The organism is Alteromonas sp. ABH4_454, assembly GCF_056311775.1.
Genome location: NZ_CM149972.1, coordinates 613949 through 637898, shown reverse-complemented (window position 1 = coordinate 637898; position 23950 = coordinate 613949). Strand labels below are relative to the sequence as shown.

The 23950-nt window shown below is 45.3% G+C and carries 18 protein-coding genes and 1 pseudogene; 6 read left to right on the top strand and 13 right to left on the bottom strand.

Annotated elements, in window-relative coordinates; translation table 11 throughout:
- A complete protein-coding gene (gene gspD / locus ACYX4W_RS02785; RefSeq protein ID WP_179984997.1) occupies positions 1 to 2046 on the bottom strand; it encodes a type II secretion system secretin GspD in 2046 nt (681 codons plus the stop codon).
- A 114-nt stretch (positions 2047 to 2160) separates the two neighbouring features.
- Entirely contained in the window at positions 2161 to 3081 is a 921-nt protein-coding gene (gene gspC, locus ACYX4W_RS02780) for a type II secretion system protein GspC (protein WP_476074613.1), read from the bottom strand.
- Positions 3082 to 3209: 128 nt separating this feature from the next.
- Between gspC and hslR the strand changes: the two genes are divergently transcribed.
- The 3 genes and pseudogenes from hslR to ACYX4W_RS02765 all read left to right on the top strand — a co-directional run bounded on the left by hslR (position 3210) and on the right by ACYX4W_RS02765 (position 6545).
- Positions 3210 to 3614, top strand: a complete 405-nt coding sequence (gene hslR / locus ACYX4W_RS02775) for a ribosome-associated heat shock protein Hsp15 (RefSeq protein WP_179984995.1) — start codon at positions 3210 to 3212, stop codon at positions 3612 to 3614.
- Positions 3615 to 3637: 23 nt separating this feature from the next.
- A pseudogene (gene hslO, locus ACYX4W_RS02770) lies at positions 3638 to 4538 on the top strand (Hsp33 family molecular chaperone HslO).
- A gap of 444 nt (positions 4539 to 4982) precedes the next feature.
- Entirely contained in the window at positions 4983 to 6545 is a 1563-nt protein-coding gene (locus tag ACYX4W_RS02765) for a phosphoenolpyruvate carboxykinase (protein WP_476074612.1), read from the top strand.
- A gap of 138 nt (positions 6546 to 6683) precedes the next feature.
- On the opposite strand, the gene ACYX4W_RS02760 is transcribed toward ACYX4W_RS02765, so the two are convergent.
- Entirely contained in the window at positions 6684 to 7175 is a 492-nt protein-coding gene (locus ACYX4W_RS02760; protein ID WP_476074611.1) for a hypothetical protein, read from the bottom strand.
- Between the two features lie 282 nt (positions 7176 to 7457).
- Here ACYX4W_RS02760 and ACYX4W_RS02755 point away from each other — a divergent pair, with 282 nt between their 5' ends.
- Both ACYX4W_RS02755 and ACYX4W_RS02750 read left to right on the top strand, forming a co-directional pair.
- Positions 7458 to 9884 carry a glycoside hydrolase family 31 protein gene (locus tag ACYX4W_RS02755; RefSeq protein WP_476074610.1) on the top strand — a complete coding sequence of 809 codons (2427 nt, stop codon included), beginning with the start codon at positions 7458 to 7460 and terminating at the stop codon, positions 9882 to 9884.
- Between the two features lie 153 nt (positions 9885 to 10037).
- Positions 10038 to 11219, top strand: a complete 1182-nt coding sequence (locus ACYX4W_RS02750; RefSeq protein ID WP_476074609.1) for an MFS transporter — start codon at positions 10038 to 10040, stop codon at positions 11217 to 11219.
- 110 nt (positions 11220 to 11329) lie between these two features.
- Here ACYX4W_RS02750 and envZ read toward each other — a convergent pair whose 3' ends face one another.
- The 5 genes from envZ to ACYX4W_RS02725 all read right to left on the bottom strand — a co-directional run bounded on the left by envZ (position 11330) and on the right by ACYX4W_RS02725 (position 16927).
- Positions 11330 to 12664: a two-component system sensor histidine kinase EnvZ gene (gene envZ, locus ACYX4W_RS02745; RefSeq protein ID WP_476074608.1), complete on the bottom strand. Its 1335-nt coding sequence runs from the start codon at positions 12662 to 12664 to the stop codon at positions 11330 to 11332.
- Between the two features lie 133 nt (positions 12665 to 12797).
- The gene (gene ompR / locus ACYX4W_RS02740; protein ID WP_118491268.1) at positions 12798 to 13520 is read right to left on the bottom strand and encodes an osmolarity response regulator transcription factor OmpR; all 723 of its coding nucleotides are present in this window, start codon (positions 13518 to 13520) and stop codon (positions 12798 to 12800) included.
- Between the two features lie 153 nt (positions 13521 to 13673).
- Positions 13674 to 14804, bottom strand: coding sequence for a DUF2855 family protein (locus ACYX4W_RS02735; RefSeq protein WP_474803638.1), 1131 nt, complete (start codon positions 14802 to 14804; stop codon positions 13674 to 13676).
- 147 nt (positions 14805 to 14951) lie between these two features.
- Positions 14952 to 15857, bottom strand: coding sequence for a phosphoribulokinase (locus tag ACYX4W_RS02730; RefSeq protein ID WP_474803640.1), 906 nt, complete (start codon positions 15855 to 15857; stop codon positions 14952 to 14954).
- A 122-nt stretch (positions 15858 to 15979) separates the two neighbouring features.
- Complete coding sequence (locus ACYX4W_RS02725) at positions 15980 to 16927, bottom strand: ion transporter (RefSeq protein ID WP_476074607.1); 948 nt, start codon at positions 16925 to 16927, stop codon at positions 15980 to 15982.
- A 163-nt stretch (positions 16928 to 17090) separates the two neighbouring features.
- On the opposite strand from ACYX4W_RS02725, the gene ACYX4W_RS02720 reads away from it, so the two are divergent.
- Positions 17091 to 17852 carry a sugar-binding protein gene (locus ACYX4W_RS02720; protein WP_476074606.1) on the top strand — a complete coding sequence of 254 codons (762 nt, stop codon included), beginning with the start codon at positions 17091 to 17093 and terminating at the stop codon, positions 17850 to 17852.
- Between the two features lie 148 nt (positions 17853 to 18000).
- Here the strand turns inward: ACYX4W_RS02720 and ACYX4W_RS02715 are convergent, their stop codons facing one another.
- The 5 genes from ACYX4W_RS02715 to purH form a co-directional block, all read right to left on the bottom strand.
- Positions 18001 to 18417, bottom strand: a complete 417-nt coding sequence (locus ACYX4W_RS02715; protein WP_476074605.1) for a hypothetical protein — start codon at positions 18415 to 18417, stop codon at positions 18001 to 18003.
- Positions 18417 to 19613 carry a hypothetical protein gene (locus ACYX4W_RS02710; RefSeq protein WP_476074604.1) on the bottom strand — a complete coding sequence of 399 codons (1197 nt, stop codon included), beginning with the start codon at positions 19611 to 19613 and terminating at the stop codon, positions 18417 to 18419. The genes ACYX4W_RS02715 and ACYX4W_RS02710 overlap by 1 nt, the downstream gene beginning before the upstream one ends.
- Positions 19614 to 19797: 184 nt before the next feature.
- A complete protein-coding gene (gene purD, locus ACYX4W_RS02705; RefSeq protein WP_476074603.1) occupies positions 19798 to 21087 on the bottom strand; it encodes a phosphoribosylamine--glycine ligase in 1290 nt (429 codons plus the stop codon).
- 27 nt (positions 21088 to 21114) lie between these two features.
- Positions 21115 to 21930 (bottom strand): class I SAM-dependent methyltransferase, encoded by an 816-nt coding sequence (locus ACYX4W_RS02700; RefSeq protein WP_476074602.1) that lies wholly within the window; start codon positions 21928 to 21930, stop codon positions 21115 to 21117.
- 358 nt (positions 21931 to 22288) lie between these two features.
- On the bottom strand, positions 22289 to 23887 hold the full coding sequence (purH, locus tag ACYX4W_RS02695; protein ID WP_476074601.1) for a bifunctional phosphoribosylaminoimidazolecarboxamide formyltransferase/IMP cyclohydrolase: 1599 nt from the start codon (positions 23885 to 23887) through the stop codon (positions 22289 to 22291).
- Positions 23888 to 23950: the final 63 nt, after the last annotated feature.

Genomic DNA, 23950 nt, shown 5'->3' with positions numbered 1-23950 from the left:
CTACTCGTTACCTTCTTTCTGCTTCTCTTTCTCTGAAAGGTACTCTTCAAATGAAGGTGGTAGGGCTAGTGCATCGTTCCACTCAGGCATGCTCGGCGTTTCAGCCGATGGCATTAAAGACACACCCTCTTGCTGACGCTTAAGCTGTAGCGCTCGAATATAGTTGTATTTACGATGACTGATTGAGTTCATAGTAGCGCCATCACGAACAATCGTAGGTTTCAAAAATACCATTAGATTACGCTTACGCTTGCTGGTCGATGTGGTTTTGAAAAGGTGACCAAGAATAGGGATATCGCCTAAAAGTGGCACTTTAGACACACTTTCTTGTACGTCTTCATCAATCAATCCACCTAGTACGATAGTACCGCCATCATCAACGATTACTGTGGTTTTAATTTCACGCTTGTTAATCGAGATATCTACCGAGGTTGCACCGCTTACGCTCGACACTTCTTGTTCAATAAGTAATTGAACTGCATCGCCTTCGTTAATTTGCGGCGTTACTTTAAGTTTGATCCCCACTTCTTGACGGTCGACCGTTTGGAACGGGTTAGAGTTGTTCGCGCCCGTTGTAGTACCGGTAATAATCGGTACTTCCTGACCTACAATGAAAAAGGCTTCTTCATTGTCCATAGTGGTTAGGTGAGGTGTGGCAAGAATATTAGAATTGGTGTCAGTGCTTACCGCTTGGACAACAGCGCCCCAGCCATTTTCGATAACACCGGCAATCAGTCCATTAGCACCACCTAAAAGGCTGGCTAGTGAAGTATAGTCGCCTTCATCGGTGGTAGTAACAGTTACCACTTCACCGTCGTCGGTAACATAGGCTTCAGTGTCTGTATCATCTTCTGCTTGCTTAAGGGCTACGGCTAATGAACCTACAGGAACTACACCGTTGCTAAATTGCGTGCCGCCACCTTGTTCTGAAACCCATTGTACACCTAGCGTTGTGCCATCGCCTTCAAACACTTCTACGATAATAGCTTCAACTTGTACCTGCGCACGGCGAATATCTAGCTGTCGCACCACTTCCTCAAGCGAGCGCATCATATCCGGCTCTGCGGTGATTACGATAGCGTTAGAGTCTTCATGTGCGTCAATACTGATTTCGCGGTTTGAACTCGCTCGGCGTGACGTGGTGCCGCTGCCTTGCTCTTCAGCTTGAATACTGGCCGATACGCCTTGAAGTACCTTAACTAAATCTTCTGCTTTTGCGTAGTTTAGGAACAATACGCGAGTGTTGCCATTGGACTCAAGTTCTTGGTCCATGCGCTGAATAAGGTTAATAAGACGCTGACGTGCTTTAACGTCGCCACTTACGATCACAGAGTTCGTTCTATCGTCTGCTACAACGCGAGGTTCAGATTTAGCTCCAGTATTCGCTTTGCCTTGTGATTTGTTGATACTTTCAATAATACGTACCATCTCAGAGGCTGACGCGTAGCGAAGCTTAACAATCTCTACTTCTTCGTCACCCGCGCGGTCTACGCGCTCGATAATCTCTACTAGTCGATTCACTACCGCAGCGCGGCCGGTTAGCATCATTACGTTTGATGGATCGTGGCTTACTACGTTACCGCCACCTGCTTGGTCATTTAGCTGACGTAAAATAGGAGCCAGTTCACGTACCGGTACGTTATAAACAGGCACTACGCGGGTAATAAACTCATCGCCGTCTTGTTGCGCGCCTTCCACTACTGGAATATTAGAAGTTTTCGCGTCTTTAGAGCGTACAACTTTTAAGATGCCGCTTGGCATTTCAACTACAGCAAAGTCGTAAACTTGGAGTACATTTAGGAAAAATTGATAATACTGATCTTCATTAAGCATGTCGTAACTGCGCACGCTAATTTTGCCGCGTACGTTCGGGTCGACAATAATGGTGCGCTCAAGATTTTTGCCAACAATATTAATGAATTCATTGATGTCAGTATCTTTGAAATTAGGCATGTATTCAGCGGCAGTCACCGAGAAACACAGAAGCGCCGTACACATAGCTGTGCCTAAGCGAGATAATAGTTTATGGCTAGTGCGCCTTTTCATTCTAACTTCCTTCATTTCCTAACATGTCGATGGCTGAATTGCTTGTCAGTTACGTGCTGACCTCTACACAAACGCTTACTAGTAAAAAGCGAGCCGTTACCGTTTTAGTTGTTGTTACGCCTCGGGTAAATCTAAGTAGAGCGTGGTTAAACTGCCATCTCGAATAATCGTTAATTCTATATTCTGTGCATTGCGTAGCTCAGACAAAGCCTCTTGCGATTGTTGCAAGTCGGTAAGGTCTAGCCCGTTAATTTGTGTAATAACATCGCCAGCCTGAAGCCCGGCCGATTTGAATAATTCAGGTTCTTTCCCAGGACTAACCTGGTAACCAATAAGCTGGCCTTCCTCGGTTTTTGGCGATATCGAAATAAAATCTGTAAAGCTAGCAGGCCGTTCACGAAGTGCCGCAGTTGCCTCTAATGCTTCATCGCTAAGCTCGACGGTATCTTCTTCTAATTCATCTTCTGGCTCAGGGCGATTTCTTGCCTGCATTTCACGGCGACGATTAGCTTCGTCGTAGTCAATGCCGTCTAGCATCAGGGTTTCGTTTCTTACCCCGTTTTTAATAATGACGCGGTCGTTATACACCTTTTGCAACGTGGCATTGGTGCCTTCGATTTTGTCGCCTAAACCATATACCGCTTGGCTTCCACGATTTTCAATAATCGCCGTACCAGCTTCTTGTTCCGAACTTGCTACTACACCCGTTAAAGTTAGATTCAAACGGGTTTCAGGGGCGTCGGTTACTTCGGCAACGGGTTCAGCAGGTTTAGCTGCCGCATTACCAAATAAATTCAGCTGTTGTATTTTCGCTATGTTGACCCCACTTTTGCCTGATGACGATGAAATAACCGGAGTTCGGCTTACTGTGGGTGTCGCAGATAGTTGAGGTTCAGGTATAATTCGCCACACAAGTTTGGCAGCAAATGCAATTAAATACAGGCTAAGCAGAACCACTACTATGGTATGTAGCTGTTTTTGATGCTGGCTTAGATAAACAACCAGAGATTGTGGATTGGGTTTATTGAATGTCATGCTGCCACTAATGGTACTGCTTTATTATAATATAGTGAATTTTTGGTTAACCGCGCTTTAGCAAACCCATAATAGCCTAGTAAAGGTGAGGGTCAAACACTAAAGCCGCACCATTACGAAATTATTACATGAGCCAATCGGAAAGTAACAATACACCACAAAATGTTAGGCTGGACAAGTGGCTATGGGCTGCAAGGTTCTTTAAGACTCGCGCCATCGCTAGAGATATGGTGCAGTCGGGAAAGGTCCAGTACAACGGGCAACGAGCCAAACCTGGTAAGCATGTAGAGCTTGGTGCCATGATTAAAGTTCCCGCAGGATGGGATATTCGTGAAATAAAGGTGCTAGGCTTAAGTGATAAGCGTTTAAGTGCACCTTTAGCGCAGGCGCTTTTTGAAGAAACGGCTGAAAGTGTAACAAAACGTGAAGAAAACCAAGCCGCACGAAAAATGAGCGCGTTTCACAGTCCTAAACCAGATCATAGACCTGATAAAAAGCAGCGACGACAGATTATTAAATTTAAGCAGCAATAGTGTGCTGCTCAACAGGATCATTTATGAGCGATTTCGATAAATTACACCGCTTCCTATTCACCCAAGCTAACGTTCGAGGCGAGTTGGTTCGTCTAGATGAAAGCTTAAAAAACATAGTGCACAGCTATGAATACCCAGTGCAAATTCAAGCCTTGCTAAGTGAAATGGCAGCGGCGACGTCACTTTTAACGGCAACGCTTAAATTTAAAGGTGAAATTTCACTGCAAATTCAAAGTAAAGGGCCAGTAAGTTACGCGGTATTAAATGCCACACATGAGCAAACGCTTCGCGGTGTGGCGCGCTGGGATGAAACACTGGAAACGCTGCCAGATACCTTTTCTGAGCTATTGTCGCAGGCCGTACTGGTTATTACTATCACACCAGATGAAGGCGAGCGTTATCAAGGTGTAGTAGCTTTGGATAAACCGTCTCTTGCTGAATGTATTGAAGGCTACTTTGCTCAGTCAGAGCAAGCTTGCAACCAGCGTGCACCTAATGACAGACATGAGCGACCCTAAAAATGCGAAAGCGTCGGGCGTGTTGTTGCAAGTACTACCTACCGATGCAAGCGCAACTGACGTGTCGCAGGCCAATGAATTTGCTCACATCTCAAAAATTACCGAAACATTGACCAAAGAAGAGATGTTCTCTTTGCCTGTTGAGGACATTTTATACCGTCTTTATCACCAAGAAGATGTGGAAATGTACCCAGCAAAAGACGTATCGTTTGCGTGTTCTTGCTCAAAAGAGCGCAGTGCAGAAGCACTTCGTCATGTAGAGAAGTCTGAACTTCACGCAATTATTGCGGAAGAAGGCGCGATCAAAATGAACTGTCAGTACTGCCATGCAGAATACCGCTTTGACAGTATAGACGTTGAAGCTATTCACAGCGGCAACTTCGACGCTCCTTCTTCTAATCAGTAACTACTTGTTTACTTCTGTGTTAAAGCACCTTCTTTCGAAGGTGCTTTTTTATTTCAGAACACCTCGCAGTATATCTCAATTCATTCGCTCAACACTTCACTTGTGGTCAAAAAATGCCCAGTAGTAAGTGTTTAACTTTTCTCCACAGTCCCACTTTCCTTTTATTTCTGTTTCAGTGAAAGTTTTCACTCGCTGTTTCAAAAAAAATTTAATTTTTTATTTTGAAATTCATCGATCAATATAGGTTTTCTAATCCCTATTTTTGCATTTATATCCAAGGTAAAGGCTTTCCTTGTAATTAATTTGCAATATTTATGAAATTAGTATGTTCTAAATAGTGAGTATGCGTTTTATAAATGCTCTAAAGGCCTTGTTTACATTACACTCAAAGAGGTGATACTTTTTTGAAAGTGCTTTTGAAAAATTACATATAGGGTAACAGCCATGACCGCAGCAGCCTCAATTCAAACGGAACTGAAAGTAACGCCACTTATCGACCTGCCAAATGCAGAGCTCATCGAACGCGCCGTATTGCGCGGAGAAGGTGTATTAGACAAAAACGGCGCGCTTGTCGTTGAAACCGGCAAACGTACCGGTCGTTCTCCAAACGACCGGTTTATTGTGAAAGAGCCAACTACCGAAAACGACATCGATTGGGGCAAGGTTAACAAGCCTTTTGACGCCGACAAATTCGATGCACTGTGGGATAGAGTAGAAGCTTATCTTTCTACCCAAGAACACTTTCTTTCACACCTTCAAGTAGGCTCTGACCCTGAACATGCTTTATCTCTTGAGGTAAGAACGCAAACTGCTTGGCAGCACGTGTTTGCTCGTAATCTATTTATTATTCCACAGCAGTGGAATGTGAAAGGTGACCAGCCTTGGCAAATCTTAAACGTACCTGGTTTCACCTGTGAGCCAGAGCGTGACGGCACAAACAGCGACGGCACAGTTATCATCAACTTCGCGAAAAAACGCGTATTGCTTGCGGGCATGCGTTACGCGGGTGAAATGAAAAAAGCCATGTTCTCAGTGCAAAACTTCCTGCTTCCAGCAAAAGATGTACTACCTATGCACTGCTCAGCCAATGTGGGTGAAGAAGGCGATGTGACCTTGTTCTTTGGCCTTTCAGGTACTGGTAAAACTACGCTCTCAGCTGACCCTAAGCGTTTCTTGATTGGTGATGACGAGCACGGCTGGGCACCAGGTAGCGTATTTAATATCGAAGGCGGTTGTTACGCTAAGTGTATCGATCTTTCTCAAAAGAACGAGCCAGTCATTTGGAATGCGATTAAGTTTGGTACCATCCTAGAAAACGTAGTGCTTGATGAAACGCGCACGCCAGATTATACCGACACATCGTTAACCCAAAACTCACGTGCGGCCTACCCACTTTCACACATTGAAAAGCGCGTTGCTGAAAACCGTGGTGGAGAACCTCGCTCGGTCGTATTTTTGACCTGTGACGTAAGTGGCGTATTGCCTCCGGTTTCTGTGCTAACTGAAGAAGCTGCGGCGTATCACTTCCTAAGCGGTTACACAGCGAAAGTAGGCTCTACTGAAATTGGCTCTACTAGCGATATTGAATCAACCTTCTCAACTTGTTTTGGTGCGCCTTTCTTCCCACGTCCAGCAGGCGTGTATGCAGAACTACTGATTAAGCGCGTGAAAGCGTTTGGTGCTAAGGTTTACTTGGTTAATACCGGTTGGACAGGCGGTCCTTACGGCACAGGTAGCCGTTTTGATATCCCTACTACGCGCGCCATCATCGATGCGATTGTATCGGGCAATTTGGCTGATGTGGAAACTCAGCACATTGACGCGTTAAACCTAGATGTGCCAGTGGCAATAGACGGTGTAGACAGCAATTTGCTTGTGCCTCAAAACACATGGGCTGACAAAGAGAAGTACAACGAATACGCCGCTAACTTAGTTAACGACTTTAAACAGAACTTTGAAAAATATGACGTTAGCGACGCTATCGTTAAAGCCGGGCCGGGTAACTAATACTCGGTTCGCCCCTTCCCAACGTTCATCACACTCAACGTGATTGATGTTTTGCCCGCACCGTGTTGCGGGCTTTTTTATGCGGATTGGTATTATTAGGCTTTCGAGAACTAAGCTGCTTTAATGGCTCCTTTAATATTAGAGCATTGAGCTAAACCAATTTGTGGATACTGGAGTAAAGTTGATGTCGGCCTTGTACTGAAAAAGTGCGCTGTCCATATGACTATCTCTTATCCAGTATTTCTGTTTATCAATAGAGATAAGTCTTAGGGTGTAGGGCACGCCAAATGGATCTAGAGGAGCAGTTTCGATAAGCAGCGAAGTATCAAAAATACGAATCTCTCTTTGTTTGTTGTTTGGTGGTGGAGTTAATTTGTTTTGAGCATCATAAATAACTGGGACATGTAAATACACAACGCCTTGTGGGAGGTTATGTTTACTGACAACCTGAAATAACTCTTCGCGATAAAATCCCGATTGTTGGATGTCCCAACTGGAGTCAATAAATACTGTCGCTAAAGCGACGTTATTATCTCCAACATGAATAATTGCGCTAGGCTGAAATAATCTGACAAAGCAATAAAACCCAAATAAAGATGTAATGACACCAAATAAAATCCATCGCATCATTCATTTCGCTTTAGATTAACTTTATTAGGAAAGGTTGGCATCGGCGCATAAGGCATAACGAAGTATTCTCCAATGATTAATAGACTCCCTGTTTATACACCTTTTTATATCAGTAAGTGAGCCAAAGAGATAATCATTAATAAAGCAATTGTTGTTAACAAATTTAACATTATGAATACGTATGTTTATTTAAGTTGAGTAATGCACTAGCTATCATTCACCGTACACAAGTAGGCTTTAATTAAGCGCGCTTCGCATCGAAGCATAAAAAAGGTTTTAAGTATGATAGACAGGCAACTGTGTGTATCACTGGCATGTGCGGGTTTTGCACTCTTTTCGGCAAGTACGCTAGCGGAAGTTCAAACAGCAACACTTGAAAACGCAACGCTTACCATTGATACGGATACTAATGATTTTAAGATAAAGGCGCTGCGTAACAACAGTTTTCAGGTAACCTATCTTACCGATGGCAAAGGTGCGCCCTACGCAATCCTACCTTCTATGGCACTTCCTGAGGAAGCCACGAGTGCTGTTACAAAAAATATCGCAGGCGATGTTGAGCTAGAAGAAACCGCAACAACGCTTACGTTAAAATTCAACAATATTTCTGCACATGTCGATAAATTAACGCACGTTATCAGTTACTCGGTAAACGGCAAAGTAATAGCAAAAGAACAAGATGGGCTAAACATTTCTGATAATGGCGTCAGCCTGTCGTTTGCGCTTGATGAAAACGAAAAACTTTATGGTGGCGGTCAGCGCGTTTTAGGAATGGACCGTCGTGGTCATAGCATGCCGCTATATAACAAAGCACACTATGGTTACACCACCTCTTCAAACCAGATGTACTTTGGCTTGTCGGCTGTGATGTCGTCAAAAAATTACAGCGTATTGTTTGATAACACCGCTTCTGGCGAGCTAGATATTGGCAAAACGAACAGCGACGAGTTGCTATTTAAGGCGCAAGGTGGGCGCGCCAGCTACATCATGGTGTTGGGTGAAAACCTAGAAGATACGGTAACGTCTACTGTAGCAGTAACGGGAAAGCAGCCGCTTCCACCGCGTTGGTTGTTAGGTAACTTTGCTTCTCGCTTTGGCTATAAATCACAAAATGAAGTGATGGATGTTGTCGATGCCTTTAACACGCAAGATATTCCCGTTGATGCCGTAGTGCTTGATTTATATTGGTTTGGCAAAGACATTAAAGGGCATATGGGGAACTTAAGCTGGGACACAACCACGTTCCCAGAACCTGAAAAAATGATTAGCGAGCTACGCGCTCAAGATGTAAAAACCGTGCTTATAACAGAGCCTTTTATTCTTACCACATCAAAACAATGGGAAAGCGCCGTTGCCAATAATGCTCTTGCACAAAACGATAACGGTGCGCCGTATACCTTCGATTTTTATTTTGGCAATACTGGCCTTGTTGATGTGTTCAGTGAAGCGGGTCAAGATTGGTTTTGGCAGTATTATGAAAAGCTCGCTGCACAGGGCGTTGCGGGCTGGTGGGGCGACCTGGGCGAGCCTGAAGTACACCCTGATGATATACAGCACATGTGGCAGTCGAAAAAAGTAAGCGGCGCAGAAGTGCACAATGCCTATGGCCACCAGTGGGCGAAAACCGTGTATAACAATTTAACCGAGCTTCAACCTGATACGCGCCCGTTCGTGCTCATGCGTTCAGGCTTTTTGGGCAGCCAACGTTATGGAATGGTGCCGTGGACGGGCGACGTTAGCCGAAGCTGGGGCGGGCTTAAGCCACAGGTAGAGTTGGCACTTCAAATGAGTGTTTTTGGAATGGCGTATACCCATTCTGACTTAGGTGGGTTTGCCGGAGGCGAAACCTTTGATGCCGAGCTTTATACAAGATGGCTTCAGTTCGGTACTTTTTCGCCGGTATTTAGGCCTCATGCACAGGATAATATTGCCCCAGAGCCTGTTTTTCATGCCGACCCCGTGAAGTCTATTACGCGCAAGTTCATTCAGCTTCGTTACGACATGCTGCCGTACAATTATTCATTGGCATTTGAAAATGCACTGAACGGTACGCCGCTAATGCGCCCCTTGGCCATGGAGTATAGTGAAAGCGATTGGTTTGAGAACGCCGACAGCTATTTATGGGGCGACGCGCTGTTGGTCTCACCCGTGACTAGCCCTGACCAGACCCAATGGCCGACAACTCTTCCAAAAGGCGTTTGGTTCGACTTTTTCTCAAACACCAAATACCAAGGCGGGCAAACGGTAGATTACCCGTTAACTAAAGAAAACTTCCCTGTATGGGTTAAAGCAGGCAGCTTTATGCCCATGTCAAAAGGGCTTGATCGTACAGAGCAGTTTAATGCCCGTGAGCTAGAGATACATTACTGGCACGACAACTCTGTAGCTTCATCTTCTTACACCTATTACGAAGATGACGGTAAGAATCCAGCGTCTGTTGAAAAAGGTTTGTACACTAGTTTACAGCTACGCTCGTCAGTTGATGATAACGCTGAGTTAACCCTTTCTCTTGGCAGTGACGGTAGCTATATCGGTATGCCGAAGCAGCGCAACATCACCTACATGGTGCATGGCTTTAGCCAAAAACCTTCGCGTGTTTTAATAGATGGCCATAGCGTACCAGTAGTATGGGATAAAAAAGGGAAAACGCTTTCGCTTGCATTTAACTGCGACTATCAGCAGTCTGTTGAAGTTGTGATCATGCGATAATGTAAGTTGTGCTCATGAGATAAGAAAGGGCCCTGATCTGTCTTACTAGGCAGTTTTCCCAAGGGCACACTTTCTAAGTTAAGGGCGCTACCTAGATTGTGCCCTTACAACTACATCCGCTGTTTCCCAACTGATATCAACTGTGGAGCCTAAATGAGCCGACTGCCCGCGACCATTGTTATTTTTGCCGGTTTTTTCTTAATTGGTAAGTTATTTCTTTTATGGGGAATACTTCTACCTGATATCGCCGCCGACCTGAATATGTCTGAGGTCGTCAGTGGTGCTTTGTTCTCGCTGTTTTCGGTAGGCATGATGTTGGGCGCGGTGATTGGCGGTAAATACGCCAGTCGCTTCGAGTACATGCCGCTATTAGCGACCCTGTTTAGCATGAATACGGGGCTTCTGCTTTTAGTCTCAGTACTGTCATCTTGGCAATGGTTTCTGGTGTTAGCTGTTTTGATTGGGGTGGTAAGCTCAACGATCTTTACCATAGGTCACACACTAATCGCGCGGATGTACGCTGAAAAGCGCTTTACTATGATGGGCTTAATGGACTTTATGTTCAGCTTAGGTACGTTTGCTGCGTCGTTTTTTGTAACACTGTTATATCTTATTGAACAAAACTGGCGATTGCCTATTCAAGTAGTGGCTGGCGTGATGATCATTCTATCGTGCTATACCTATATCGCTGCGCGGTCGCAGGCAAAAGTTCTCAAAGGTCAGCCAAAACAGCCTAAGAAAACCTTGGCATTTGGTACCATCATCAAACAGCCTGTTTTTATATTTCTAGCCTTACTCACATTTGGCTATGGCGCGGTAGAGTTTGGTAACGCTAACTGGTTTGTGAGCTATGCGCAAAACGGCTTAGGCTTTAGCGGTGAACAGTCGCGTAATCTACTCGCATGCTTTACCGCAGGTATGGTTATAAGTCGCCTGACCTTTCCATTTCTGCTTCGCTTTGTGTCACTCCATCGCATGATAGTGCTTATGGCTACCGCTTCCCTTGCTGGTGTCTTTGTGCTTAAGCTGATGCCAACTTTCTATGGCATAGGCGCGGGGAATTTATTGCTAGGTTTAGGACTAGGTGGGCTATTCCCGCTTGCGCTGTCTGCGGCAATGAATATCGACAGCGACAACGGCCCTGTGCTTTCTGGCATTGCGATTATCGGCAATTCTACCGGGGTGCAGGTCGCTTCTTTTTCTACCGGGCTTTGGGCTAACTTTGTACCGCTTACCACGGCATTTTGGGTGATTCCATTAGGGGGCTGTGTATTGTGGCTAGCTTCTTATGGTTACAGCAGAAAGATAAAGCACCACAAAGACCCCGTAGGCTGAGCGCTCTGGGAAGGCTGAGAAGCCTAAGAAAGCAGAGAAAGCTGGCTTTGCGCGAATAAATATTTCTAGCCGGTATGCATAGCGCTACAAATTAATGGTGTAACGCAGGGCTATTTCTTTTTAGGAAGCTCTGAAAGGTAGGGTAAATAAAACTCGGCAACCAGTCCTTGCTGCGGGTGGTTTCTAAGCGACACTTCGCCGTCATGGGCCTCTACAATTCTTCGAATAATGGCAAGTCCCAAGCCAGAGCCTGACGAGTTACGCGCTTTGTCACCTTGCGCAAACGGCATGAAAACACTGTTTAATTCTTCTTCTGGAATACCTCGCCCGAAATCACGCACTTTGCAGTACACACGCTTTTCGTGACGGTTATAGAAACTGCTAATGGCGATTTCATCAGAGCCGTATTTGAAGGCATTTTCGATGAGGTTATCGATGACTCGCTTCATTGCAATACGCCGCAGCGATAATGGCGGGATGGCGTTAAGCTTTAATTCAATATGATGTTTATCATCCAAGTGCCTTGCTTGCACCAGCTCTGCAATAATCGCGTTTAAATCGGTTTCTTGGGTCATTTCTTCGGTGTCGTAACGTGCATAGTCAATGAACTGGTCGATGATAGCGTTCATGTCCTCTATGTCGTTCACAATGCCGTCTTTTATCCAATCCTGATCATCTGGCAGCATTTCTGATGCAAGGCGAATGCGAGTAAGCGGCGTGCGCAAGTCGTGAGAAATACCTGCGGTCATGATATTACGGTCGTTCTCTAGCTGCTTTATGCCCTGATTCATACGGTTAAAAGCGCGAGTAACCTGGATCATTTCCGTGCTGCCTTGTTCGCGAAGCGGCGCAGGATGCTCACCTTTACCCACGGCAATTGCTGCTTTTTGTAAGGCTGATAAGGGCCGCGTCATACGCCTTACAAACAGCCAGCCACCCGCTACGCTCAATATCCCAATCACCATTAAATACATAGTCAGTGGGGAGATATTTGCTTCGTTTAACCCCGAAATGGGGATAGAAATCCAGGTGTCTGGGTAGCGATTAAGAGATATCCACACAATGTAAGGCGCGTTTTCGTCGCTTGCTTGTGAGGTTGTGCTAATGCGCACATCGGCAAGTTGTCTTAGCTGTTCACTAACCTGCGTTGATATATAGCTGTAATAAACCGCGCTTTCTAGACCGTTCTCTCTCGCTACGCTTTCATCAAATACTTGAACCTGCGTTTGCTGAAAGTAGCTGTCACGAGTTTCTTGATTAGTCACCAGTAAATCGTTAGCCAGTACCGACTTTACTTGTGTGGCCAATAAGCTATTAATTTGCTGGTAGCTAGGATGAATAAAGTAATAGGTGACCGAGATGTAGGACACAATTTGGTTTATGAGCAACAACACGCCAATAAGCATGACGGTTTGACCAAATGCACTTTTGGGAATTAAACGCATAACATGCCGTCGCTGTGAGAAATGAGCCAGTGTCTGTAATGACAGTATGTGAACGCGTAGTTAGCCGTCATGAATACATACTTCACTAGCGAACTGGCTAAGGCGGTAGCATCCGCCGTATCCATCATAGGTGCTAAACTTGTTCGCCATCAGGCACGAATACGTAGCCCAATCCCCACACAGTTTGAATGTAGCGCGGGTTGGCTGGGTCGTCCTCGAGCATTCTCCGAAGGCGAGAAACTTGAACATCAATACTGCGTTCTAGGGCGCTGTAGTCTCGGCCTCGCGCTAAGTTCATCAGCTTGTCTCGTGACAATGGCTCGCGGGGGTGAGTAACCAAAGACTTCAATACTGCAAACTCGCCGCTTGTCAGAGTGAGCGGCGTATCGCCTGCTGTCATCTCTCGGGTGGCGAGATTAAGTTTGTAATTGCCAAACTCCACAATTTGCACGTCTTTAGACGGCGCGCCCGGCGCTTCGCTGCTGCGCCTGCGCAATACTGCTTTAGCGCGGGCTAAAAGCTCGCGCGGGTTAAATGGCTTTGGCAAATAATCATCTGCACCCATTTCAAGGCCAATAATGCGGTCAACTTCATCGCCCTTTGCGGTAAGCATAATAATGGGCATGTCGTTCTCTTGCTGACGCAGACGGCGACAAATAGATAAACCATCTTCGCCAGGTAGCATAAGATCTAAAACCATAAGGTGAAAATTCTCGCGCTCAAGCAACCTATCCATTTGCTCTGCATTAGCGGCACTGCGAACTTGATAGCCTTGTTCTAGCAAGTAGCGCTCTAATAGGCTTCGCAGACGCATGTCATCATCGACAACGAGAATTTTAGAGGTTTCCTGACCCATACTCATACCTTTTGTTTTACGTTTGTTTCACTATAACCACAAGATGTGAAATACAAAAGCGACAAAAGCGTAAAAGATAGCGCATGTTTGTTACAAATAGTGTCTAAAGCGGGTACGGCCCCATGTTGCTATGTAACGCTAATCAAAGTAACGCTAATCAAAAGTAGCGATATTAAGGGCTTTAGTATTTGCCGTGCCGTTAAGTGTCTCCAGATATAACTGTGTTATAGCATTAGTGCCCTGGTGCGACTGTTCGAAGAACTGATCGCTGACTTTTAAGGCGAAGCGCTGCCATGCACCCGCGTATTTCGCTAAAAAGGTCTCATGCCCCCATTCCCCTTGGCGCAGTTTTACACGTGCTGGTGCGAAGAAAATCTCTGCATTAAGCAGTTTGGGGTTGGGCTTTTCTTCGGCTTTCCAATCTGTTGCACCAATTAGCGTTACCTCGCTTAAACTATCGCCAAGCAGCTCGCTAAGGTTATTAATTAGCGTGCCGTTAGCCGCGAAATCAAGAAGCCAGTAGCGTGAATCGCTTTTGTCACTCGTAAGCGCATTAAGATCATCATAGCTATACACTGCATCGTAGCAGTCAGACGCTTTGACCATATCCACATTAGACTGAGAGGTTAACCCAACCACTTGATAGCTTGCGTTTCGTGACCCTTTTTGGTCTTTAAGCAGTTGCGCTGTACCCAACGCGGTTTTACTTGAAGCGCTAGATAGCAGTAAGGTTTTACCCTTTGCTTTCTCTGCCACGTAGTCATCAAGCACAAACGAGGTCATATAAAGAGGCCTGAAATTTAGCTGCCATGCCTCACGGTCTTTGTTGTAGCCAGGGTCCGCTGCACAGCGTAGGTATTGGTCGTAAACGGGGCTAATGCTTTTGCGTTGTTCGTGAATGTCAGAAAAGCCATGAGATGCCACTTTACCAGCCTTTATCACCCAGTGGCTCGCCATAGGAAGGTAACCAAACACTTTCTCACCTTCGCGAATATCAGGGTGGTTCGAGGCTTTGACTGTGGCAAAGCCCCAAACAGGTACTATTCCGAAGCCGTTTGGGTTATCACCATTGTCATCACTTTGTGGTGGAAAGAAACCCCAATAACCCATTTTAAAACCCAGCGCCGCATAGGTGATGTTATTGGCAGAAAAGCCGAAGCTATCGGTCTCAAGCAATACTTCGTCTTGCTGTAAATCGCTTACGTTTATATCGCAGTGAACAACTTTCGTGTTAGAAAGGTCTTGCTGATCTATCCAAATCTGCTGGCTTTGAAATGTAGTCATAATAGATGCCCGACGGTCATAGAACTGGGTTAAAAAGCTTAGTCAAAAAAGCTAAGCAGTTAAAAACCTAGACTGACGCAGAGGAATAGCCATTACGACTTAATGTTTTAAATATATGCCTATAGAAGTGGTGTATATAACCTGAGGCTACTCGTCGGTATTAAGCCAATCCATCTGATGGCCGGCTCTTCGCTTTTTATTTAAAATATCTTCAAGCAGCGGAGTTAGGATAAGTTCCATTGCCAACGCAATTTTACCACCTGGCACCACTAGCGTATTGATACGCGACATAAATGAACCGTCAATCATTTGAAGCAAGTAAGGATAGTCGACATTCTTCATCTCTCGTCTGAAGCGTACTACAACAAAGCTTTCATCTTGGGTGGGAATTTCCCTAGCGCTGAAAGGGTTCGAGGTATCAACGGTCGGTACGCGCTGAAAGTTAACGTGGGTGCGAGAAAACTGCGGCGTAATATAGTGGAAGTAATCGTCTAGGCCGCGAACAATACTGCTCATAACGGCTTCACGAGAATGACCGCGGTCAGTGGTATCGCGCACAATTTTTTGAATCCACTCTAGGTTTACAATCGGCACCATGCCAACCAGCAAGTCTACGTGCTTTGCGACGTCATTTTCTTCAGTTTTTACGCCGCCATGTAGACCTTCATAAAACAGCAAATCAGTGTTTTGAGGTAAATCTTGCCATGGTGTAAAGGTCCCCGGCATCTGGTTAAAAGGAACGGCTTCATCGAAGGTGTGAAGGTATTGCCTAAACTGCCCCGTACCCGAACTACCATATTCCCTAAAAAGCGTTTCCAGTAACTCAAAGTCGTTGGCTTTAGGGCCAAAATAGCTGATATGTCTGCCTTGTTCTTGGGCTTTACGAATTTCTACTTCCATTTCTGGGCGAGTGAAACGATGGAAACTATCACCGCCAACTACTGCAGCATTAACATTTAAGTTCCTGAAAATATGGCGAATAGCATTGGTCGTGGTAGTAGTACCCGCGCCAGAAGAACCTGTTATAGCAATAATAGGGTGTTTGACAGACATAGGAATTCTTTTTAGAAATGACGGGTACTAGTTATAAGCTGATGCGCGACAAGAATCAAGGGGACGACTACCTGCATATTATCGAATTTCGGGCGTGAATTTGCGTGTGAGCCTACATGTAATCACCTTTTACGTCCTTCGTGATGATGCTGCAACAAACGGACAATTAATTTTGCTTCTTCTTCATCTAAATCAAGTAACGCTCGTACGTGGTCTAAATGATGGATGTCATGCTCACTCAATTTTCCATCGTCTAACACACTTTGCACTGTATCTTTGAACCGATCACGCTTTAACTGCATTTGGGTGGTGTAGCTTGAAGATAAAATACCCGCTGGTAAGGCGTAAAAGCATATGCCCATGATGGTTATAAGTCCACCAAATACCTTGCCTAATGCTGTAACGGGAACGGCATCACCATAACCCACGGTAGTTAGCGTGACCAGTGCCCACCATAAAGATGCTGGAATACTGCTGAAAACGTTGGGTTGCGCAGCATGTTCGATATAGTAAATGCAGGTGGCGGCGATAACAGTGAAAAGCAGAAGTACGCTAATAGCTGCGATGAGGCTATGCGACTCGTTGCGCAATACGGTGATAAGGGTTTGCATTGAACGGGAATAGCGACCAATTTTCAAAATTCGAAGTACTCTGAAAACCCGTAATATACGTAAATCAAATGCCACGAAAACGCTTAAGTAAAAAGGTAGGATCGCCATTAAATCCACCAGTGCCATAGGACTTTTTATATAAGCCCAACGCTTTTGCCATGCCGTCGTTTTTTCTAGGGAAGTGCCGTTAGCTTGGGAAATACGGTGAGGTGCAGATGCACTGCTGTAAACGCGAAGTATGTATTCAACAGTGAAAATAAGTACCGAAACGACCTCAATGATATGCAATTCATGCTGCCACATGGTGGGAATACCCGGTACGGTTTCTAGCATCATGGCCGCTACATTTACGATGATCAGCGCAATAAGCAATATATCAAACAACTTGCTACGTTTTTTGTATTCGTGAGCTTCGCTAGCGGGGGCAAGAATGTGATAGCACGCGTTTCGAAATGACATAGCTAAATTTATGATTTAAGAATTAACCTTGTTATATCAATAACGGAGATGAATTGGTAATCCTTCTGACAAAGAGAGGCGTTACTGTGCAGCTTTTCAAACGCAGTAGGGCTTAAAACATGTTAGTTTAAATGTCAGGAAGGCAAACTAAGAGCGTATTCAATTGAAAAGTACTAAACCCCTAGTATCAGCATTCACCTCTACATTACTTGTCGCTATGCTTGCCCCGGCAGCACAGGCGAAGCCGGACAGTGTTATGTTTACCGCGAATGCCCCCGTTATAGATGGCGTAGCAAATGATGCTGCATGGAAAGAAGGTGATTGGCACGACATGACCTCGCTGATGTGGGGCACCAAGCCCGAGCCCGGTGACTTTTCTGGTAGATACAAACTACGCTGGGATAAAAAGGCCTTGTACCTTTTAGCAGAAATAGAAGACGACCACCTCTCAGATACCTATGCCAACCCGCTTGAGCGATATTGGGATGATGATTGCCTAGAAATCTTTATTGATGCGGATGCCTCTGGTGGCGATCACTTTAATAACTACAACGCGTTCGCTTATCACTTAGCGCTAGACAACCAAGTTGTTGATATTGGTCCGAATGAAGCGGGTGAAGCCGTGCCGCAGCTGTATAACAATCACGTTGAAAACAAATGGCAGCGAGATATATCGGCGCCTCATAAGATTTATTGGGAAGCGGCTGTGCGTGTATTTGACGATAGTTATCAGCATGGAAAAGACAACTCACCATTAACCTTAAAAGAAGATATGGCGCTGGGCTTTATGTTGGCCTACTGTGACGCCGATGGCGGTGACAGAGAACACTTTTTAGGCTCTCATGACATTACTCCGGTAAACGGTGATAAAAACCTGGGGTTTAAGGATGCGTCTGTGTTTGGGAAAGTGACTTTAGCGAAGTAGTGAAGAACTAAATTAAGGCGTTTGAGCCTTAAAAAGGAGTTCGCGCGCCCCTTCAGCCAGTGTATTGCTATAAGATAAACTTTATCCACTGGCTGTGGATGCTCACATATTCAATTATCGAATTACCGCTAGACAAAGCCGTAGCTGGTTACTGTTCTTTAAACAAAATAACAAGGCCTTGGGGCACTTCGGTGGTTGATAAAACATACGTCATTGAGTTTTTATTATTTAGTACATATGCCAACGCTTCTTCTTGAGAACGAAACTCTTTTGGTGGAGTTTTCCTTCCACTAAAGCGCATTTGCGCCCAATAGCCCTGAATGCGGGACTCTGTAAGCGCAATAAACTTAGTGTTGAATATTGTCCTAGCGGTATTGAGTGGTTGCAATCCTACAGGCTCTATATCCCAGTCAGAAGAATTTCCCATAAAGATGTCTCGAATTTGCCATTTTTCAGTTGGAGCGTCTTGCGCTTCCAAGTTAGCAACAATGATGACTTCTTCGCACCTTGCGAATGAAGCAAACATGGCAAAAAGAATGGCAAACAATAGCGTGCGAGTTTTCATTAGAACACCCACTCTAGTGCAAATTGGGTGAGTACCGCATTTCTATCGAAGCTCGGATCCTTAATTTCTGAATAAAATGAGTTCTGCCCCTCCTCACCGCTTAACCAAGTTACCTCAGCTTTGGCTGACATATTGTGTCTAAAGTCCCAGCGAAGCCCTACTGAAAGTGAATCAAGGTCATAGCGCGGAAGACTATCGACTATTGCGTCATAGGCAAAAGACAATGAAGTGAGTTGTGGTGATTGTCCCTTCGGAATTTGATTTGTTGGAACATCATTGCTGCTATTTGCAGAAGAAATAGTCGTAAATATTTGAAACTCATCAAAGTGATACCCAAGAGTCAGGTAGTATGCATTAACTTCGGGGACACTGATTAAATTTGATTCAATTTTAATAACTTCAGAGTAAACAAAATAATCAAGAGAGTCATATTGCAGGCTTGCTTGATACGCCACTGCGTCTGAATCAAATCGAAAAACGTTGGCGTTTTCTGTGTACCCGGCAAGCTCTAAGAGTGTCGCAAAGTCTTGAAAGCCGGGGATGTCTGCGAAGAAGTCAGATGACACTATGGCTGAAGCCCGCGCGCGAAAGCCGCCTTTAGATATGCCTAATATAAGCCCCCGAATATCGTTTACTTCAATGGCTGTTTCTTCTCCTGCACGGTCAAAAGTACCGTCATAAGTGCCGTAATAAGCTTCAACTTCTACATTCAATTTATTGAAGTGAATGCGATACGTTGCGCTTAAGCCCTCATAGTTTGAAAATAAAAAGCCGCCGTAAACTTGTTCGGGAGGCGTAATCCAGGGGTAAGCGAAGCCCACATCAAGTACGTCGCTGTAGCGGAAAAATGGAGTTCTTAATTTGCCTAACTTAAAGCTCCAATTAGAGTTCGCGTTATACGTTAGATAAAGCCATTCAAGACCTGAATCTCTATCGTCATTTGAATGCCCGAGTAATTGCCCAGACAATTTAAGTTTTTCACTAATACTTAGGTCCGCTTGTAACGCGAATAAGGACTGTTCAGAAAAACTAAAATCATTTGAATAGCCTTGGAATTCAGCTTCGCTCGTGTCTAGTTGTCCCCCGACAACCCTAGCAAAGCCACTGATACCTATCGAATCAGAGAGGGTATCGCTGCTCTTCGCCGCACAGGTAAAGCATGCTAGGCATATTGCCAGTATGTAAAGGGTTTTCATTCACCATGAATTCTTTTGTACTTTGATATCGTTCAAGTATAGACGCTCAAAGTAAAAAGTTTCGTCTTTTTAACTCGTTAAGTGAGAGTTATGTGAGCGTTTGGTAAGACAGTCAAAAAAATAGGCGATATAAAAAACGCGGCCTACGCCGCGTCTTTTATATTTGTGTTATATGTGTCGCTTATCAAGCCTCAGCTTCACGGGCAATAGCACGGTGGGCAATGTCAGTACGGTAATACACATCTTTAAACTGAATGGCTTTTAGTAGCTCGTAGGCTTTTTGCTGCGCTTCTGTAACGTTGTTACCCAAAGCAGTCGCACAAAGCACGCGGCCACCTGCGGTAACCACATCACCGTCTTGAAGAGCTGTACCAGCGTGGAAAACCTTTCCTTCTAGCTTAGCGGCGTCTTCAAAACCAGTTATCACGTCGCCTTTATCATAGCTGCCTGGGTAGCCGCCAGCTGCAAGTACAACACCTACCGATGCGCGCTCGTCAAACTCAATGGTTTTGCCTGCAAGTTCGCCTTTACACGCTGCTTGGCAAAGTGGAACCAAATCAGATTTTAAGCGCAGCATAATAGGCTGGGTTTCTGGGTCGCCAAAGCGGCAGTTGTACTCAATGACCTTTGGTGTGCCATCGGCCATGATCATAAGGCCCGCATATAAAAAGCCAACGTAGTCGTTACCTTCAGCGGCCATGCCATCAACCGTTGGCATGATCACTTCCTGCATAATGCGGTCGTGAATGTCTTGCGTAACAACCGGAGCAGGAGAATAAGCACCCATACCACCTGTATTAGGCCCTTTATCGCCGTCAGCTGCACGTTTGTGATCTTGGCTGGTGGCAAAAGGCAGTACGTTCTTACCGTCTACCATTACAATGAACGACGCTTCTTCGCCGTCTAGGAATTCTTCAATAACTACGCGGCTGCCCGCTTCACCAAAGGCATTGCCTGCTAGCATGTCGCGGATAGCATCTTCAGCTTCTTTAAGGGTCATCGCAACGATAACGCCTTTTCCCGCCGCTAAGCCGTCAGCTTTTACTACAATCGGCGCGCCTTTCTCGCGAACATAGGCAATGGCTGGGTCAATTTCGGTGAAGTTTTGATACTCAGCCGTTGGAATGTTATGGCGAGCCAAAAAGTCTTTAGTAAACGCTTTTGAGCCCTCAAGCTGCGCCGCAGCTTGAGTAGGACCAAATATCATTAAACCCGCGTTAGTGAACGCATCTACTACACCTGCAACTAGCGGCGCTTCTGGGCCTACAATAGTAAGCGCAACATCGTTACCTTGAGCAAAAGAAACTAAGCCTGCGATGTCGTTAACATCAATAGCTACGTTCTCAAGCTTAGGCTCTGTAGCGGTACCCGCATTACCAGGTGCTACAAATACTGTTGAAACATCAGAAGACTGCGCTGCTTTAAACGCTAGCGCGTGTTCGCGGCCACCGCCGCCAATTACAAGTACGTTCATTAACTGTTCCGTTTTGAGTGTTTAATATTATGATTTTGGTTTGGTGAATTTTAGCGTCATGCGATTGCTCTCGCCAATCGCCATGTATTTTTCGCGATCTTGATCGTCTAGCGCCAAGCGCGGAGGTAGCGTCCACACACCTTTCGGGTGATCTGCGCTATCCATTGGGTTTGCGTTTACATCGCTACTTGCTTCAAGTACAAAACCCGCTTTTTCAGCGGCAGCTACAACGTAAGAACGCTTCATATAGCCACTTTTCTTCATTGCTTCATCATCTGCACTTTCAGGTAGCTCATGTTCCACTACGCCCAATACGCCACCTGGCTTAAGTGCTTTGAAAAATGCGCCGAATGCATTGTCGATGCCTTCGTCACCGTGACGCATGTACCAGTTGTGTACGTTGCGAAAGGTTAGCACCATATCAGCGCTGCCCGCTTCGCTAATATCTAGCGCTTTCATAGGGTCGAATGCGGTAAGTTCTGCACCTTCGTACTTCATGCCCGGCTTCATTTTTTCTTTAAAGCCTTCTACCGACTTTTTGTAGTAGCCGCTGGTTTCATCGTCTACATAAAAGTGGGCTGCAACGTATTTTCCGTCTTGTTTTACAACAGAATAAAGAATGTCGGCATACCAGCCACCGCCTGGCGAGATTTCTACCACAGTCATGTCTGGCTGTAGACCAAAAAAGCGTAATGTTTGCTGAGGGTTGCGGTATTCGTCGCGCACTTTGGCTTTATCAGAGCGGATATCGCTCATTGCGGCGTCAGAAATAGCATCGGCACCGGCATAGGTTGCTGTTACACCTAGTGTTGCGGCTAACACGAGTTGGGCTAACTTTTTCATTCTTATTTCCTTTTTCTGTCGAGGGTAGGTAATTGTCTATGCGGACTAGTAAAACATAACATTTATTAGTAACACTATTACTACAAATTACCACAAGTCAGATCAAGCCTATCAGCTAACCCTTATTCGCACTTACGCCTTAGCAGAATAATTCGCAACTTTGTCGCTTCGATAAGGTTTCACTACAACCAAGCAAATGACCTTGAGTTTACGTATTAAAAAGGGTTAAGGAAAAATAACAAACACACAGTAAAGTAACAAAGTGCCACTTTACTGCGTGTTTAACTTAGGTGTCGGTTTCCCTCACTAAGCCTGTACTATAAGTTTTTGCGTAACTATTTATTAGTGACAGAAGTTATTAGTGACGGAAGTGACGCATACCTGTGAACACCATAGCAATGCCGTGTTCATCAGCGGCATCAATCACTTCTTGGTCGCGCATAGAGCCGCCAGGCTGAATTACTGCCTTAATGCCAGCTTCAGCTGCAGCATCAATGCCATCGCGGAATGGGAAGAAAGCGTCAGACGCCATAACAGAGCCAGCCACTTCAAGGTTCTCGTCAGCTGCTTTAATACCTGCAATTTTTGCAGAGTAAACGCGACTCATTTGACCTGCGCCCACGCCTACCGTCATACCGTCTTTGCAATAAACAATCGCGTTAGACTTCACGTATTTTGCTACTTTCCAGCAGAACATAAGGTCGCGTAGTTCATCTTCGCTTGGCTTACGTTTAGTCACAACTTCAAGGTCTTCCATTTCAACCATGCCGAAGTCGCGCTCTTGTACTAATAAACCGCCGTTTACACGCTTAAAGTCATAACCTTCAGTTAGCTGACCAGCCCAGTCACCACACGCTAGAAGACGTACGTTTTTCTTCGCACTTACGACTTCTTTCGCTTCATCACTTACTGTCGGCGCAATAATCACTTCTACAAATTGACGATCAACAATCGCTTGTGCTGTTTTCGCATCAAGTTCGCGGTTAAACGCGATAATGCCGCCAAATGCAGACGTTGGGTCAGTTTTAAACGCACGATCGTAGGCACTTAGAATATTGTCGCCAATAGCAACACCGCACGGGTTAGCGTGCTTAACAATTACACATGCTGGCTCTTCGAATTCTTTCACGCACTCTAGTGCCGCATCGGTATCAGCAATGTTGTTAAACGAAAGCTCTTTACCTTGAAGCTGGGTAGCAGTAGCAACCGACGCTTCTTGAATGTTGTTTTCAACATAGAATGCTGCTTCTTGGTGGCTGTTTTCACCATAGCGAAGATCTTGCTTCTTAGTAAGCTGCATGTTGTACGTGCGTGGGAATTCGCTGCTATCTTCACAACAACCTGTTTCGCATGCAGCACTATCTAAACGGGCACCGAAATAGTTCGCAATCATGCCGTCGTATTCAGCTGTATGTTCAAATGCTTTGATGGCTAAATCGAAGCGTGTGCTGTAAGACAAAGAGCCGTTATTGTCGTTCATTTCAGCAAGTACGCGAGCGTAGTCAGACGCATTAACTACAATAGTCACATCTTTATGGTTTTTCGCAGCAGCACGTACCATGGTCGGTCCGCCGATATCGATATTTTCAATCGCATCTTCTAGCGTGCAGTCTTCGTTTGCCACGGTTGCAGCGAACGGGTAAAGGTTAACCACCACAAGGTCGATAGGCGCAATGTTGTGCTCTTCCATCACAGCTTCATCGGTACCGCGACGACCAAGGATACCGCCATGAATTTTAGGGTGAAGCGTTTTAACACGACCTGCCATGATTTCTGGGTGACCTGTGTGATCAGAGACTTCTTTCACAGGTAAGCCAGCATCAGCAAGTAGTTTCGCGGTACCGCCCGTCGACAGAAGTTCTACGCCAGCGTTATGCAGCGCTGTCGCGAAATCGAGGATACCGGTTTTATCAGAGACACTAAGGAGAGCACGTTTAATAGGTTTTGGTGTTTGCATAAATTTTAAGTTTCTAATGTTGTAGTGTTGAAACAAAAAGAGCACCGTTTGGTGCTCTTTGGT

What these genes read in the sequence shown, in the direction of transcription:
- ACYX4W_RS02715 (WP_476074605.1), bottom strand. Translation starts at nt 18,417, where the DNA reads ATGAAAACTCGCACGCTATTGTTTGCCATTCTTTTTGCCATGTTTGCT.
- ompR (WP_118491268.1), bottom strand. Translation starts at nt 13,520, where the DNA reads ATGGGTCAGGAAACCTCTAAAATTCTCGTTGTCGATGATGACATGCGT.
- envZ (WP_476074608.1), bottom strand. Translation starts at nt 12,664, where the DNA reads ATGCGTTTAATTCCCAAAAGTGCATTTGGTCAAACCGTCATGCTTATT.
- ACYX4W_RS02760 (WP_476074611.1), bottom strand. Translation starts at nt 7,175, where the DNA reads ATGATGCGATGGATTTTATTTGGTGTCATTACATCTTTATTTGGGTTT.
- gspD (WP_179984997.1), bottom strand. Translation starts at nt 2,046, where the DNA reads ATGAAAAGGCGCACTAGCCATAAACTATTATCTCGCTTAGGCACAGCT.
- ACYX4W_RS02730 (WP_474803640.1), bottom strand. Translation starts at nt 15,857, where the DNA reads ATGTCTGTCAAACACCCTATTATTGCTATAACAGGTTCTTCTGGCGCG.
- purH (WP_476074601.1), bottom strand. Translation starts at nt 23,887, where the DNA reads ATGCAAACACCAAAACCTATTAAACGTGCTCTCCTTAGTGTCTCTGAT.
- ACYX4W_RS02750 (WP_476074609.1), top strand. Translation starts at nt 10,038, where the DNA reads ATGAGCCGACTGCCCGCGACCATTGTTATTTTTGCCGGTTTTTTCTTA.
- ACYX4W_RS02755 (WP_476074610.1), top strand. Translation starts at nt 7,458, where the DNA reads ATGATAGACAGGCAACTGTGTGTATCACTGGCATGTGCGGGTTTTGCA.
- ACYX4W_RS02725 (WP_476074607.1), bottom strand. Translation starts at nt 16,927, where the DNA reads ATGTCATTTCGAAACGCGTGCTATCACATTCTTGCCCCCGCTAGCGAA.
- hslR (WP_179984995.1), top strand. Translation starts at nt 3,210, where the DNA reads ATGAGCCAATCGGAAAGTAACAATACACCACAAAATGTTAGGCTGGAC.
- ACYX4W_RS02710 (WP_476074604.1), bottom strand. Translation starts at nt 19,613, where the DNA reads ATGAAAACCCTTTACATACTGGCAATATGCCTAGCATGCTTTACCTGT.
- ACYX4W_RS02700 (WP_476074602.1), bottom strand. Translation starts at nt 21,930, where the DNA reads ATGAAAAAGTTAGCCCAACTCGTGTTAGCCGCAACACTAGGTGTAACA.
- gspC (WP_476074613.1), bottom strand. Translation starts at nt 3,081, where the DNA reads ATGACATTCAATAAACCCAATCCACAATCTCTGGTTGTTTATCTAAGC.
- purD (WP_476074603.1), bottom strand. Translation starts at nt 21,087, where the DNA reads ATGAACGTACTTGTAATTGGCGGCGGTGGCCGCGAACACGCGCTAGCG.
- ACYX4W_RS02765 (WP_476074612.1), top strand. Translation starts at nt 4,983, where the DNA reads ATGACCGCAGCAGCCTCAATTCAAACGGAACTGAAAGTAACGCCACTT.
- ACYX4W_RS02735 (WP_474803638.1), bottom strand. Translation starts at nt 14,804, where the DNA reads ATGACTACATTTCAAAGCCAGCAGATTTGGATAGATCAGCAAGACCTT.